Below are 15,507 nucleotides of genomic sequence, written 5' to 3' on the forward strand. Positions count from 1 at the left end.
GATCAACTTTAAAGTGCTTTGCCGTACAACGCATAATTCTTATAGACCTCGCCGAAAGTATTTCTTGATAATTGCACCGACGTTCCTTCTTCCCGCATAAATGCATGAACCAAAGATTTGTAACCGGCATTCATGGCCCGTTTGAGAATTACATTTGCCATAATGTGTCCTAACCCTCCCCATTTTTTATCCGGGTGCCTTGCAATGGATTTTACGATAAGCGATTTTTCTGTACGGTTAAAAAAATCTTCCACGCAGAAAAAAAATCCTATGATGTTACTCTTTTCATCTTCAGCAATAATTACAAATTCAGGGTTTATGAATTTTCGCGCTTCGGTGTATTTTTTTTGAAATGTTCCCAGTGATACCGGTGTGTAAAGAAAATTGGTATGAAACGCCAACTCATTGAACTCAAACATTTTTTTTAATTCATTTTTAAAATCAGCGAGGTTGATATTCCTGATCTTCATGCCCGATGCTACCAATTGTTTCTCCCGCTGAATTAATTCCGGAATATCGGCCTTCATTTCACGTTCAAGACTTGAGAAATATTTTGCGATTACCTCAAAACCTGAATCGACAAATTGCCGGTTGTAGTACAAATGCTGGTACGGTTCTAAAAAAAAATTGGGAGCGTTATGATGCAGACTGAAACGGTAATTATCCCACGTACTTCCATTCATTGGCCCTATCAGGTAAGCTGCACCCAGTTGTTTTGCTTCTTGTGCAACATAAGCAAGTAAAGTTTCGGAAACGGCCGCATCATTCACCGATTCATAATTTCCGATACAAAAGGATTTTTTTCCATTGTACATTAAATAAGGATTATTGTAAAGCGCGATCCTGGCCCTGCATTGTCCATCTTCTGTAAGCACATAACAGGATTCAAGATATTCTGTATTGATAGGGTCAGGAAGTTTGAAATGCAAACTATCAGCGGGATAAATATTTTTCGGAAAATTTTCAAAGAGATTAAAATTTCCGTCACCGGGTTTTGTCGGAACGATGGTGTATTTCATAAGAAAAAAATTAAAATTGTAATTACACAGGCAGGAATGGTAATGTTGTCACTTCCTTTACCGCTCACCGCTTCCACAACGCAAGCCGATAAAGCTATTCCCGCTGCAAGAAGGAGAAGATGAAAAGTACCAGAAGAATATTTCCCGGAACAAACCAGCATCACGATCGAAAGCAGTACGCTGCTGATAAAAAATGCGCCGGTCCCCACGATTGTTTTAGTGTCCTTCCCGATTGTGAATTTTCCGTAAGGATATTTTTTTCCGAATAGGGCAGCCATCGGATCACAAATAGCGAGCGTGAGAATCGGCAAATAAAAATAGATGTATTGATCCGGCGTTCTTCCGGATTTGTTTGTATAATAATTATATACAAGATAACATCCGTAAACGGAAACCGGATACAGAATACTGCCAAAAGAACTTCGCTCAATTGCATTGATAGATTTGAGCAGATTGAATTTCAAACTGGCCAGTAGTATGAACGCAAAACTTCCGCAAAGAAAAAGAACAAACCATTGATTGCTGAGCATAAGCGGAAATAACAGTGTGAGCAGTCCTGTTCCGAAATGAACGAGCTTTCTGGTGAGTTCAACCTTTACTTTAAATTTATGGTAAAGAATTTCCGCCAACCCGAAAAGCAGGAGAAAGGATGCCGCAAGAATGGCCGTATGAATAATGTCTTTGCTCATTTTATTGTATCGATGATGAACTGGCTATAGAAAAAACCTTTGTCTTTTTCCATCAAAGCAAGAGACGTTTCTTTCTCATAGGAAACTTTCTCAGGAAAATTTCCGGATATTCTGCGCGGAACCATCAGGTTCCAATAAGCAAGTTTCCCTCCCTGTTGCGTGCCGGCAATCAACTCTTCCGCCGTTGAAGCAAAATGTTTCTCATCCATATATTCAAATATGTTGGAAAGATTCATAAAATGAAATTTTCCGTATTCAGTGATCGCGTTCTGGGCATAACCTTCTTTTATCTTCAACCGGTCTATATTCCGTTTTATTATTTCGAAATTATTTTTCCGGAGATAGTGGGGCAACAATGTCCCGAAGTTCCGATTCATGATAAAATAAAGCATGAAATTTTTCTGGGCCTTCCCGGTTTTTAAATGCACGCCTGCCTTGCTGAAAATATATTCCGAAACAGGTACTTCCACTTCTTTCAGAAATTCCGGATCCCTTCCGAATTTACCCATCACGTATTTGCTGAAGAATATCCTGAACAGCATTCTCCACCTCCATGAATTCCATTTTTCATTATAGAATTTCTCCTGCTCCTTATCTGTTTTATCCCGGAATAATTCTGCTATTGTTTTTTTAGAATGGATCCATGGCAGAACTCTTCCACTGAACATTTGGAAATATTTTTCAAATTTCCCCTGGTAAATCACGCCATCCGCGATCGTTTGAATATTTTTTTCCCAATAATTTTTTGCATCATCACTTAAATCATTTTTGACCTGATCAAAGTAATCTTTCCTGTTCTCAGAAGGGATAAATCCTAAAAAAGCCAGGACTGCGTTATGATCGAATTTTTTTATAGCAACTTTCTTGAGTTCGATCAGGTAGAGCTGTATCCTGTTCACATCAACCGCAACTACCAATTCCGGATCTGCTGCAAGCATAGAAAAACTATTATCACCTGCCGAACCGACCGAGAGAATTCTGCTTCCCGAATGAGGTGACAATCCCTCAAGGAGAATATCAGCATCCTCCCAGCAATTCGCATAGCGGATGATCTCGAAATCGACGCGTTCTGTCAAATCGTCTTTCATGCTTTCTGAATTATTTTTATTTCTCCGCTACTGCCGTCCATTTCTATTTCGTCTCCTGTTTTTAAAGTCTTGAGCAGTCCCGTAACCGAAACGATGCAGGGTTTTCCCATTTCGCGTGAGACGATGGCGGAATGACTCAGTAAACTTCCGCGCTCCACAATTATTCCGGATGCACTTGGAAAAAGTGTCACCCAACCCGGATCAGTGCTGGATGTTACAAGTATATCTCCATCAAGAGAAGAAACTTCATCGGGATTCAATATTACTTTCACTTTTGCTTTTACCCTGCCGGGGCAACACCCGATTCCTTTCAGATCTCCTTCTACTTTATTCACCCTGCTCAGACTGAAAAAATCATTCGCGTGGTAAACGGTTCCATAGGTTGCGAATCTTTCTGACGGAATATCCTGTTTCTGATAATTTTCAAATTCCGTTTTCCTCAGTTGAATCAGCGCTTTTATATTCTGTGTTACGGAGGTTCCTTCGATAAAGCAGAATATTTCTTCCCGTGTGAGATAAAAAATATCCCGCGCGTTTTCAATGATCCCATCGGAATAAAACCGGGTTCCCATATTCGAAAATATTTCGCGTACAATTCCGAAAGCTCTGGTCCGTTCATAACGGAGATTTTCCCTCGAACTGACCAGCGCACGGGCTTTGCTCAACGTTCTTTTCAACTTCCATTTTCTGTAAATATTATATTGAAGTGTTGCATTGACTTCCTTCTCCGCATTTGCGCGGAGTTCTTCTTCTATTTTCCCTGATGTGGTTTTCAGCGTAATGCCGGTTTCAACATAGGATTTTAATATTTTAATGAATTTAGCCGGATCCTGCGTGTAAGAAACTGTTTCAAGTTTAAGTTCACCAATGCAGCGTTCTCCGAAATCAGAAATATACCGGTCAATCTCTGTTTTCAGTTCACGGTATTTTTCCGCTTTATTTTCTGAAAGGTTTTTCCAGATTGTTTTTTCATTTTCATGGATGAATAACTTTTTTAATTCTTCATCGGATGAAATAGAAGTGGCAAGAGCTATACTGCGATGAATGGGTTGAATGGAAATAATGTCGCTGCTGCCACAGAGAAGATCGTTGTGAATGTTCTGATTTTTTTTGCTCAGGCCATATTTCACGCATCGTTTCTGAAGAAGGCCAAACCAGATCATCGCAAAAAAGTCATTCAATAATGGCGCTTTCCATTCATTCAGCAATGTTCTTTCGAATTCGAGATACAATTGCATCAGTTCATTCGCATTTTTCTCGCTGTAATTGATTTTCTTATAATGAGAAATAGTTTCATTAAGCAACTTCATGAACGCTCTTCTTTTCCGGGGAAGAGAAATGAACCGCATATACATTCTCCCGATCATTTTTACAATGCTCCACCATGCTTTTCCTTTCGTCAAACGGTAGGTTTCCGGAATATCAAACCGCTCTTTCACACCCATCATTTTTTCCATGAAACGCGCATTAATGCTATAGCCGGGCAGCATAGCGAGCATGTGATACCATGTTTTTAAATTATAATAAACTCTTCCGTTAATCAACCCGAGTGTATTCGCAAATACTCTTTCATTTTGTTTCTGGGTTTTTTCACTCACGCCCATAAAGCCACCAAAAAGCCGGTAAGCGCCCTCGTACGATTTGCTGATAAAAGAAAAAGTAAGCGGCGTGGTAATTCCCGGATAAGATTCAATGATATTACTGTTATCCCAGAGAATGTAATCTCCGCTCTGATCATTGAATTTATTTAGTGTAGTTATCGGCCTTGCCTGCAACAGGAACAATTCACCGGATCTGAAAGCAAATTCAATGTCCTGTGGTTTTTTATATTCGGAAAAAAGCTGGTCGAGAATCCTGCCGATCCCGTAAACTTTCTGCTCATCCAGCGAAGCGATGTTCTGTTTCACTTTTTCAACCTCGGCCATCCTGGTTCCACCGGAACTTTCTGAATCAAGAATAATTTTATGTGTCTTTTCGGTAAGTTGCGAATTTATTTTTTCCCGGGTTAATGTATAATTATCTGAATTCAGTTCGCCGGATACAAGGCCCTCACCCAAACCATATACCGAACTGATCAGTTTTTCATTTTTGTTTCCATTCATGGGATTTATCCCGAAGGCAACACCGGCAACTTCCGCATCAATCATTTCCTGGATGATAACTGCAATTCCGAATTTCTGCTCCAGCTTATTGTTTTTCCTGTATTCAAAAACTCTTTCGGAAAAAGCCGAGCACCATACTCTTTTTATTTTTGCAGCAATATTTTCTTCTTTTACAAACAAATGACTTTCAAATTGCCCCGCGAAAGAAAATTCACTTCCGTCCTCGTCAATTGCAGAAGAACGCACAGCAAAATATTCTGTACCCGGAAAATCAGCACGGATCTTTCTGATGAATTCTTCCGGAATGCTGATACGATCAATAAAATCAATGATACTTTTGTAATCAGAGTTCCTGATATCTTCCGGAACAAGTGAAATCAATTCTTCCTGCGGGATCACCGCGAATTTAGGAACGTTCATCCCGATCTCTGCCATGCGAAAAAGATTTCTCGCTTTGCCGCCAACGACAAAATCTTTCGCACACTCTTTTTCAGTATTTAAAAAATAACGCATCATCCGAAAAGTAGTTTTGAAATCATGGGACCGCCTCCCAGCGTCAGGTACATGGCCATGGTCCATAAAGCGGAAGCGTATTCTATCATCCGCGAAAGCCGGTATGTTTTGGTGCGGAGAAAAAGAAAAGCGGGAAGAGAACACAAAATAAAAACACATCCAAGAACAATGAATGACGTCATTCCGTATCCCGCAAAAATACTTGCAGCAACATTAAGGACAAGTGTAATGAGTAACATAAAAAGCCACAGTATCACAGCGCGATTGGTTCCAAGCATGGACGTATAGGAGAGTACACCGTGCGCTTCTTTTTCCGGCGTGCGTATTTTTCTCCCGATCTCCAGTACAATTCCATTCATATAAGTCACTGCAAAAAAGAACATCAATCCGGATGGGGCGCGCACACCATTAAGAAGCCAGTCCAGCCCGCTGGAATAAATATCGATGAGCGGAATAATGAACATGTGAGAGGTCACGTACCAGAACTGGTGTTTCTTCAGCCATTCGCCCACAAAAAATTCTTTCCCCATCAGCGACAAATAAGCGATGATAATAAAATAAATGATCAGTATTTTCGGGAAGAAGATCAGGTTCACAGTGACCTGGAGAATTACAATACTAATTCCCATAATGGCAAGTTCCCTGAACGAGAGCAATCCTCTCGGCATCGGAAGTTCCTTCCTGTATTTTGCGTCATCCTCCGCATCTTTGAATTCATCAAATATCCTGACGAGAAGAAAAAGGGAAATCGTAGTAAAAATTCCTGCGAGATAAATTTTCCAGTCTACAAATCCGTGTGCGCCCCTGCATATCCGCGAGTACGCAATGGCAGAAAAACTGAATGAGGCCACTAATATTCCATGACCGAGTATCGGGAACCGTTCATTCTGATAGATGTAAAATCTTTTCAGAAAAGAAGCGTTGTTCTCTTCTGCTTTACTGAATTCGTTTTCGCTGACTCCTGTTTTCATTTTTTTCTTCCCAGTTTTTTGTGCGCCGAAGAAAAATGTCCTGCAGAAAGTGCGGCGGCAATGGAAAGTTCACCGGAAAGAATAACAGCTCCGCATATTTCAGCAAGTTTTCTTGCCTTGCCCTTTCCGTAACAATCCATTAATTCCAGGCATTCTCTTTGCGTGGGTAACGCTGTTCCGCCTCCTACAGTTCCCAATATCAAATTAGGCAACGTTACGCATGCATATAAATTTCCACCGGAAGTAACTTCCATTCTTGTAATTCCTACTGCTGCTTCCGACACGCACGCCACGTCTTGCCCTGTTGCAATAAAAAGCGCTGTAATTCCATTGGCAAAATGGCCTTGCGCACCAATTGCGCCGCTTTGAATTATTCCAACTGTTGATGTCTGCCAATATTCGGCCATGATCTTAGGAGTGGTTTTCAGAACTTTTTCTACTATTTCTTTCGGCAGCTCCACTTCGGCCGTCACTTTTTTTCCGCGGACAGTTGTGAATGAAAGTGAAGTAGCTTTCTTATCGCCGGAATAATTTCCTTCAATGAACCAGAATACAGGTTGCACCGGCGTATTGGCAATGATATACTGACAGATTTCATCCGTACATATCGTTACCATATTCTGTCCCGAAGCATCACCGGTCTGGTACTCGAAAGTGATCATCAGGTTATTTCCTTCAATGTTCGGAATTACATCTAATAATTTCGCATGCTGACTTGTTGCCTCAATAATTTTTTTGAACTCCTCCACTTTTGAAAGCGCCCAAAGTAGAAAAATTCCCAATTCACCAATGTTATTGAACTTGAAAACCGGACTTCGCTGAACCGCCTCAATTAAACAAATAGAAGTTATTCCGCCGCACAAACGGGTTGCTTTGGCTCCCCGGTGATAAGAGGCCACGAGCGCTCCTTCACTTGTTGCGAGCGGAACAAAAAAATCTCCCTGTGCTGCAGAACCAAGAACTCTCAGCGGGCCTATTATTCCTGTCGGAACCTGCGTCATACCTATGTAGTTCTCAATATTGCCTTCGAGCATTTTTGTATCCGCAAATATTTTTTTTCCGGCAAGGCAATCCGCATTTTTTCCTGTTTCTTTTTTCAGGTAATCCAGGCGCAGAGCTTGTCCTTCTGCAGATGCCATGGCTTCAATAGGAAAATGATCGTGCGTTATTTCCTGCGAAGATTTTTCTTTTATTTTTTTTATCAGGTCTGCAATATTGTGATGCTCGTCCAGGATCTGAATAGCACGCGAAGCTCTTGAAGTGGAAGTTCCCATTGGATCGTTTTTTATTTTAGAATTGTTGATTAGGATGAACGAAGCAAATCTAAATACGGAGTCAGGATCAAAAAAACTGTTTATTATTGCCCGTACCCTTATTTGTTGCAAATACTACTAATTTTTCTGAAACGCCATCGGCAAATCGCGGATTTCCGCAAAAAGAACCTCGCATCGTCTGCCAATTTTTGTTTTTTGATATATTAATTTGAACAGTTGGCTTTATTTCATACTAATATTTTTTTCTTCCCTTTCATTCCTTTTCATGTGCACCGCATCAGCAGTTTAATGCAGCAGAGCCAATCCTTCCCGAATGTTCGTTCGCTATTGTAAATCCTGAATATTTTGGAGCGCAACTTCATCACTTTTTTGTTCCTCCGTTCCCGCTACCACCAGGCCGGAGGCGGTGGTGGTATCGGGGCTAATTATGTTACTGCAGCGCGTTGAAATTCCTGCATCACTTTCTGTTTTGTGTCCTTCGTTTTCCCTTGCAAAAACCACCTTTTTTCGTAACTTGCTATGCTCAAATCCCTACTCTGAAAATGAAAAAATGTTTACTTTTTTTCATTCCGTTTTTTTCCCTTTCAATTTTTTCGGATGCCCAGTCTTTCATGAACGGAAGTTTTGAGATCAATACAGCCGGCGTCGATCAGATCAATCTTTCCAATCCTGCTTTCAACGGTTTCATGTCGAACACAATCGCCTTCGGAAGTTTCGGCGACATGGATATCATCCGCTCAGCAACTTATTGCGGGCTTCCGCAGAACGGAACGTGGTACACCGCGCTCACCGGTTCCGGAACAGATGCAATCACCATGCAACTCGCCGCTCCATTGGTAACGGGAACAACGTACACCATCACTTTCTGGGATAAAGGTTGCTGGGGAACTTATTCGACCAGCGCTCCTCCTGTGCAGATCGGACTTTCTACTGTTGCAGGCGCATTGGGAACTGCAGTTTATACTGCACCTGCTCCAACAAATAATGTGTGGGTGCAACGCACTGCAACTTTTGTTGCACCAAACAACGGACAATATATTTCTGTTGTACTCACAGCAGGTGGCCTCGGCGACTGGACACAGATCGATAATTTTGCTTTCTCTGCAGCTGCTTCTCCCACTGCAAATTTTACTGCATCGAATACAAATATCTGTCCGAACAATTGCATCAACTTCACCGACATGAGTACGGGCGCACCCACTTCCTGGTCGTGGACCTTTGCAGGAGGAATTCCCGCAACTTCCACAGCGCAGAATCCAACAAACATTTGTTATTCCACTCCCGGAACTTATGCAGTCACTCTTACTGCAACAAATGCAAACGGATCGAACACCATGAACCAGACCACTTACATCACGGTAAATCCATTCCCTACAGTTACAGCAGCTTCTTCCGGAACCATCACCTGCGCGAATCCGAGCGTAACACTTACGGGAACGAGCGCAGGAAATACCATGGTGTGGAATGGCGGCGCACTGGTGAATGCACCGAATCCCGCTACCGTTAGTGCAGCTGGAACCTACACTTGCACTGCCACAAGTCCTGCAGGTTGTACTGCAACACAAACCATCACGGTCACATCCAATACCACTCCGCCTGTAGTTACTGCAGCTTCTTCCGGAACCATCACGTGCACGAACACGAGCGTAACGCTCACAGGCACGAGCGCGGGAAATACCATGGTGTGGAACGGTGGAGCGCTCGTAAATGCCCCGAATCCGGCAACTGTTTCTGCAGCCGGCACCTATACTGTGACTGCGACTGACGCAACTAACGGTTGTACTGCAACACAAACCATCGCCGTTTCATCAAATACAACTCCTCCCACTGTCATTGCAACTACAAGCGGAAATCTGTCATGCACTGTTTTATCAGTTACTTTGACCGGAACAAGTGCAGGGAATACTATGGTGTGGAACGGAGGCGCTCTCGTAAATGCGGCAAACCCGGCAACAGTTTCTGCAGCCGGATCTTATACCGTTACCGCGACTGATGCCACGAATGGTTGTACTGCAACACAAACCGTCACTGTCACATCCAGCGCAACACCGCCGGCTGTTACGGCAACAGCATCAGGAAATATTACCTGCACTACTACAAGCATTACACTCACGGGCACGAGCGCAGGAAATACCATGGTGTGGAATGGCGGCGCGCTGGTGAATGCACCGAATCCCGCTACAGTTAGCGCAACGGGAACTTACACCTGCACCGCAACGGATCCTGTTACCGGTTGCACAAATACAACTACGGTCACCGTCACCGCAAACACCACACCACCTGTTGTTACTGCAACGGGCGGAACGCTCACGTGCTTCACCACCTCCGTAGTGCTCACGGGCACGAGCGCAGGAAATACCATGGTGTGGAATGGCGGCGCGCTGGTGAATGCACCGAATCCCGCAACAGTTAGCGCAACAGGAACCTATACGGTGACTGCAACTGATCCCGCGAATGGTTGTACTGCAACACAAACCGTCACTGTAACATCAAATACAACTCCGCCAACTGTTACTGCAACATCATCGGGAAATATTTCCTGTACCAATCCTACTTCAACGCTCACCGGAACTTCTGCCGGAAGTACAATGGTGTGGAACGGAGGTGCACTTTCAAACGCGTCAAATCCTGCGACAGTGAATGCAGCCGGAACCTATACGGTAACTGCAGTGGATATTGCGAATGGTTGCTCCAGCACAGCAACGATCACGATCACGGCAAATATAACTCCGCCATCAGTAACCATAGCGCCTGCCGATACGATCACTTGCGCTGTGACTACCGTTGCATTGAGTGCAACCGGATCAGCGGGAGTAACCTATTCGTGGGCCGGCCCCGGAATTCAGAGCGGCGGAAATTCCGCAACACCTATTGTGAGTGCCGGTGGAAATTATACCTGCACGGTTACCAACCCGGTGAATGGTTGTACTGCAACACAAATCGTGAATGTAGTGGCGAGTGTAAATCCTCCTGTTGCAACTGCGGGCGGCGGAGCAACAATCAACTACGGCAACAGCACATTGCTCACCGGTACCGGCGGGGGAACTTACGCATGGCTTCCACACGCGGGACTGAGTTGCTACAGTTGTCCGAATCCTACTGCTTCACCAACTGTAACGACAACTTATTGTGTGAACGTCACTGATTCGCTTGGATGTTCCGACAGTGCGTGTACGATAGTGGTGGTGGATATCACTTGCGGAACTTTTGGTTTTCCCAATGCATTTTCACCGAATAATGACGGGGAGAATGATGTATTCCATTGCATGATCAACCCGGGTTGCATCTCAGATTATCACCTGGTGATCTATGACCGCTGGGGAGAAAAAGTTTTTGAGACTGAAGATTACACGCAGGGATGGGACGGAACAGTGAAAGGAGAATTACTCGACAATGCAGTTTTTGTTTATTACGCCACAGCAACACTGAGCACCACGAAAGAAAAATTAGTGAGAAAAGGAAATGTCAGTTTGATACGGTAACCGCATCGCGATGAAAAATATTATCATAAAATGTTTTTTTATTTTCGGGATGCTGTTCTCCGTTTCGGTTTCTCATTCGCAGGATATTCACTTCTCGCAATTTCTCGCCACTCCATTGCTCATCAATCCTGCACAGACCGCACTCAACAACAGTGTACGCACGATCGCGAATTATAAAAATCAGTGGGCCGCATTCGGCGCGCCTTACACTACGTATGCATTTTCTACTGAGTTCGCATTGTTTCACAAGAAAGATCACCCGAATTACATGGGCGCAGGACTTGTTTTTTACAATGACAAAGCAGGCGATTCTCAAATGGGAACCACCGAAGGTGCGATGACGCTTTCCGGAATTATCAAGGCAGGAGCAAACAGTCATCTGGCCGGCGGAATGCTTTGTGGATTTTCACAGCGTTCGATCAATTATTCGAAACTCATCTGGGAAAATCAATACGACGGGATGAATTTCAATACGTCTTTGAATCCGAATGAACCGACGGGGGTAACAGCTTATCATTACATCGATCTTGGTGCAGGGCTGGCGTACAATTACGGCACGCAGGAAAAATATATTTCTGCGAATGACGGGATCCACATCAACGCAGGAATTTCTGCCTGGCATTATGGTTTACCGAAATATACTTTCTACGGCATAGGCGACGAAAAACTGAATACAAAACTAATTGCGCATGGTGCCGTGGAAATTGGAATTGCAAATAGCAACATGATCCTTGTTCCGCATGTGCTATTGATGAAGCAGGGGAAATTGCACGAGGAAGATCTCGGCTGCCAGATCAAATTCATTCTGAAAGAAAATTCAAAATATACGGGCCGCATTAAAGCGGCTGCTATCGGTTTTGGAATTTCGTATCGCCACAGGGATGCGATCATTCCTCAATTCACCTATGAGAATTCGCATTACGCGGTCGGCATAAGCTACGATGCCAATATTTCAAAACTGCGCGCCGCGACTTCGATGCAGGGTGGAATGGAAATTTTTCTGCGCTTCACAACCGATCATCTTTTCCGTTCGGCAGAATCGCCTGAACCTTTTTATAATTAGAAAAGACATTCTATCTTTCCGTACGCTTTTCTACAACAGAAAGAAAAAAATGAAAAACCACGGAAGGTTCCTTGCACTATTTTTTCTCGTTTCGCTTTTTTCCTGCAAGCGGGATCCATTAACAGGAGATAAAAGTATTCTTACCGGCACATGGAACTGGCACCGGTCTGATCTCTATGAGACCAATTCGCAGGGAAATTATTTTATCTATGATACTGATTCGCTCGGCGGTGCACTTGGAACCACTTCGCAAATTACTTTTCTTGAGCGCGGAGAAGTTTCTGTTTCAGGCCCGCGACAAACCACGAGGAGCAGCAGGAGGATCACTTTTAATTCCTTCGAACACAACAGCACTGACAACAGTTACACCTTTGATATTAAAATTTATAATGGCCACGACGTACATCATTTATCGGGAACGCTGCTTGACCGTTCTACCGATACATTGCTGGTGAATGAGATTCCTTATCCCGTGTCGGGCAATTATACAAAGACGGTGAATATTTACACGAAATAAATTTCGGGAGTGATTTAGAGGCTGTCTAAATTTCATCCTTCTGTTTTGTTCTTTTGCAATTCAACTTCGCGTCTTGGCGCCTTCGCGGTTTCTATAATATTCTTTTATTTAACCGTTAAGACTAAGATGCTAAGAGTTTTCAAACTGACCCACTCCAAATTTTGTATTCTGAATAATAACTGCGTTCTTCGTGTTGGCTTCACATCAAACATTTTTCAACCCTTATGAATTCTACTCTTACTTCAGTATCGGAATTGTATTTCGATGAGGCGAATTCCATCCTGCATATCCGCATGCTTCCCGGTGCCGACATGAGTATGGAGAATACAAAAAAGCATTATGATGTCATTCATAAATTGACCGGTGGAAAAAAATATCTCGCACTCGTCGACTCGCACGAATATTTTACAATGGACTCCGATGCGCTGCAGTTTACGTCACAAAGAGAAACCATCGCCAACAGGATTGCAACGGCACATTATAATTCTTCATTCGGAAATAAACTGACCATTGATTTTTTCCGGAACGTACTCAAACCGCATATCCCGGTGCAGGTATTCAGGTCGAAACAGGAAGCGGAAGAATGGCTTCTCTCACAACTCAAGTGAGTCTGCCAGCAATTTAAAATCGACACCATCGAAATTGCCGCTGGTCATGAAAAGCAAAACTGAATTATTCCATTTTCTTTTTTTGAATTCCTCCATCAGCTCCGCCGAATTTGTTGTCACCCGCAGATCATTTCTTGCGAATGCATTCTTCACCTGTTCTCCAGTGACAGGCGGAAGTTTTTTGTGCGCAATGGTATGCGGATTGAAATAAACGATCGCTTCATCGGCTTCATCCATTGCTCCATTGTATTCCAGCAGAAATTCAGAAGTGAGTGAAGAAAAAGTATGCAGTTCCATGCACGCGACTAATTTTCTATTGGGGAATTGCTGCTTCACTGCGGCAGTAGTTGCTTTTAATTTAGAAGGAGAATGCGCGAAATCCTTATAGCAATTAAAATATTTTTCTTTGCGAACGAGTTCCAGCCGGCGCGCAGCACCTTTGAAAGACTGAATTGCGTCATCGAATTTTTCATCACTCACGCCGATAGCGGCACAAACTCTTCTGGCGCCTTCGAGATTCATAAGATTGTGATCGCCGAAGATGAGCAACGGAACTTTTTTATTATTGCGCAAAAGAAAAGTTGTTCCATTCACAATTTCATTCGGCGGAACGGAATAGGGTTTCAGTGAAATATCATTCCTCACCTGCACTGATAATTTTTTCAACTCCGGATCATTCGTACAGTAAACAAATGTTCCATTCGTTTCTATAAGATCGATGAACTTCCGGAACTGGTCAAGATAAATTTCAAAAGTGGGAAACACATTGATATGATCCCACGCAATTCCACTGAGCAAAGCAACATGCGGATGATACAAATGAAATTTCGGGCGGCGATCGACCGGCGAGGCAAGATATTCATCTCCCTCGAGCACCATGAATTCTGCATCGGGTGTGATCTTCACCATTGTTTCAAATCCTTCCAGTTGCGCTCCAACCATGTAATCTGTTTCAATGCCGCAATATTTTAAAACATGAAGCACCATGGCCGTGATCGTGGTTTTACCATGACTTCCTCCAATGACAATTCTGGTTTTATTTTTACTTTGCTCGTAAAGATATTCCGGGTAGGAAAATATTTTCAGTCCGAGTTCCTGCGCGCGAACGAGCTCGGGATTATCCGCACGTGCGTGCATGCCCAGAATAATTTCATCGATCTCTTTACTGATCACTTCCGGCCTCCATCCCATTTTCTCCGGGAGCAAACCATGTTTTGCAAGGCGTGAATGCGAGGGTTCATTGATCTCATCGTCGGAACCGGAAACAATATTTCCTTTCAGCTTCATAGCGATCGCCATGTTGTGCATAGCGGAACCACCAATTGCAATGAAATGTATCCTCATTTTGTACGAACTACTAAATTGACGAACTACTAAATACGAATGAGGCGAATTTACGAACCGGAGATCGTAAGAAAGTCTGAAGCTGTTTTCTTTTATAAACAACAACCTGCTGATTAATGTGCGAATGAACCAATGTGCAAATCATCTTTCGCTCGAAACCCGAAACCCGGAACTCCTAACTGCCAACCATTTTTTCTATCTTTAAGCAACGAAATTTCTGCTCTATGAAAGCCCTCTCTATCATTGGTATAATTATGAGTCTCGGTTGTGTACTTGCGTCTTTCTACATTATGTCGGAAGCGCGGTGCCATTGTAATTGCGATAACGATTTTTATCTCGGCAGTGGCGATATTCCCGGTGAAGCGGTGGGCGGAAGCATCGTGACTTTACTCATCGGTATTTTTTTCCTGATCTTTTCCATTGTATCTGCTGTTATCAGTTTCGGAAGAAAAAATGAGTCGACACCCATGCAGCCCCTCTCTCCTGTTCCACCTTATCCGCAACCACAACCTTTCCAAAATTATCAGAACCCTTACCAGCAACAATATCCGAATTACAATAAACCGAATCCTTACAATAATCCCTTTCCACAAAATCCATTTCAACAACAACAACAACAACAGCAGCAACAGCAGCAACAGCAGCAACAGCAGCAACAGCAGCAACAGCAGCAACAGCAGCAACAGCAGCAACAACAACAAAATTATCCTAATCCAAATCCGAATATCAATCCATACGCTCCGAAACCTAATCAGTCCACTACTCCGCCTCCGGCCCCGCCCAATGAGAATGATGATAAGAATAGTCCATGGGCTCCTAAATAATTTGAAATTCGAG

General features: G+C 43.2%; 12 protein-coding genes. 5 read left to right on the plus strand and 7 right to left on the minus strand.

The genetic code is table 11. From position 1 onward, the window contains the following. Positions 1-8: 8 nt before the first annotated feature. The 6 genes from HY064_05565 to HY064_05590 are packed head-to-tail and all read right to left on the minus strand — an operon-like array spanning position 9 to position 7,656. Positions 9-1,019: a hypothetical protein gene (locus HY064_05565; protein MBI3510110.1), complete on the minus strand. Its 1,011-nt coding sequence runs from the start codon at positions 1,017-1,019 to the stop codon at positions 9-11. Then, on the minus strand, positions 1,016-1,708 hold the full coding sequence (locus tag HY064_05570; GenBank protein MBI3510111.1) for a phosphatidate cytidylyltransferase: 693 nt from the start codon (positions 1,706-1,708) through the stop codon (positions 1,016-1,018). Before HY064_05570 ends, HY064_05565 begins: the two co-directional genes overlap by 4 nt. Then, positions 1,705-2,796 carry a DUF3419 family protein gene (locus HY064_05575; GenBank protein ID MBI3510112.1) on the minus strand — a complete coding sequence of 364 codons (1,092 nt, stop codon included), beginning with the start codon at positions 2,794-2,796 and terminating at the stop codon, positions 1,705-1,707. Before HY064_05575 ends, HY064_05570 begins: the two co-directional genes overlap by 4 nt. After that, complete coding sequence (locus HY064_05580) at positions 2,793-5,411, minus strand: phosphoenolpyruvate synthase (GenBank protein ID MBI3510113.1); 2,619 nt, start codon at positions 5,409-5,411, stop codon at positions 2,793-2,795. Before HY064_05580 ends, HY064_05575 begins: the two co-directional genes overlap by 4 nt. Next, a complete protein-coding gene (locus HY064_05585) occupies positions 5,411-6,382 on the minus strand; it encodes a UbiA family prenyltransferase (protein ID MBI3510114.1) in 972 nt (323 codons plus the stop codon). The genes HY064_05580 and HY064_05585 overlap by 1 nt, the downstream gene beginning before the upstream one ends. After that, the gene (locus HY064_05590; protein MBI3510115.1) at positions 6,379-7,656 is read right to left on the minus strand and encodes a hydroxymethylglutaryl-CoA reductase; all 1,278 of its coding nucleotides are present in this window, start codon (positions 7,654-7,656) and stop codon (positions 6,379-6,381) included. The genes HY064_05585 and HY064_05590 overlap by 4 nt, the downstream gene beginning before the upstream one ends. Before the next feature lie 611 nt (positions 7,657-8,267). Between HY064_05590 and HY064_05595 the strand changes: the two genes are divergently transcribed. The 4 genes from HY064_05595 (at position 8,268) to HY064_05610 (ending at position 13,326) form a co-directional block, all read left to right on the plus strand. Continuing rightward, positions 8,268-11,138 (plus strand): gliding motility-associated C-terminal domain-containing protein, encoded by a 2,871-nt coding sequence (locus HY064_05595; GenBank protein ID MBI3510116.1) that lies wholly within the window; start codon positions 8,268-8,270, stop codon positions 11,136-11,138. A gap of 10 nt (positions 11,139-11,148) precedes the next feature. Next, positions 11,149-12,201 (plus strand): PorP/SprF family type IX secretion system membrane protein, encoded by a 1,053-nt coding sequence (locus HY064_05600; protein ID MBI3510117.1) that lies wholly within the window; start codon positions 11,149-11,151, stop codon positions 12,199-12,201. A 49-nt stretch (positions 12,202-12,250) separates the two neighbouring features. Beyond that, positions 12,251-12,718 (plus strand): hypothetical protein, encoded by a 468-nt coding sequence (locus tag HY064_05605; GenBank protein MBI3510118.1) that lies wholly within the window; start codon positions 12,251-12,253, stop codon positions 12,716-12,718. A gap of 224 nt (positions 12,719-12,942) precedes the next feature. Beyond that, on the plus strand, positions 12,943-13,326 hold the full coding sequence (locus tag HY064_05610) for a hypothetical protein (GenBank protein ID MBI3510119.1): 384 nt from the start codon (positions 12,943-12,945) through the stop codon (positions 13,324-13,326). Here HY064_05610 and HY064_05615 read toward each other — a convergent pair. Further along, positions 13,312-14,670, minus strand: a complete 1,359-nt coding sequence (locus HY064_05615) for a peptidoglycan synthetase (protein ID MBI3510120.1) — start codon at positions 14,668-14,670, stop codon at positions 13,312-13,314. The genes HY064_05610 and HY064_05615 overlap by 15 nt on opposite strands. 224 nt (positions 14,671-14,894) lie before the next feature. On the opposite strand from HY064_05615, the gene HY064_05620 reads away from it, so the two are divergent. Next, entirely contained in the window at positions 14,895-15,494 is a 600-nt protein-coding gene (locus tag HY064_05620) for a hypothetical protein (protein MBI3510121.1), read from the plus strand. Positions 15,495-15,507 lie beyond the last annotated feature (13 nt).

This window comes from Bacteroidota bacterium (genome assembly GCA_016194975.1).
Classification (GTDB): Bacteria; Bacteroidota; Bacteroidia; order Palsa-965; family Palsa-965.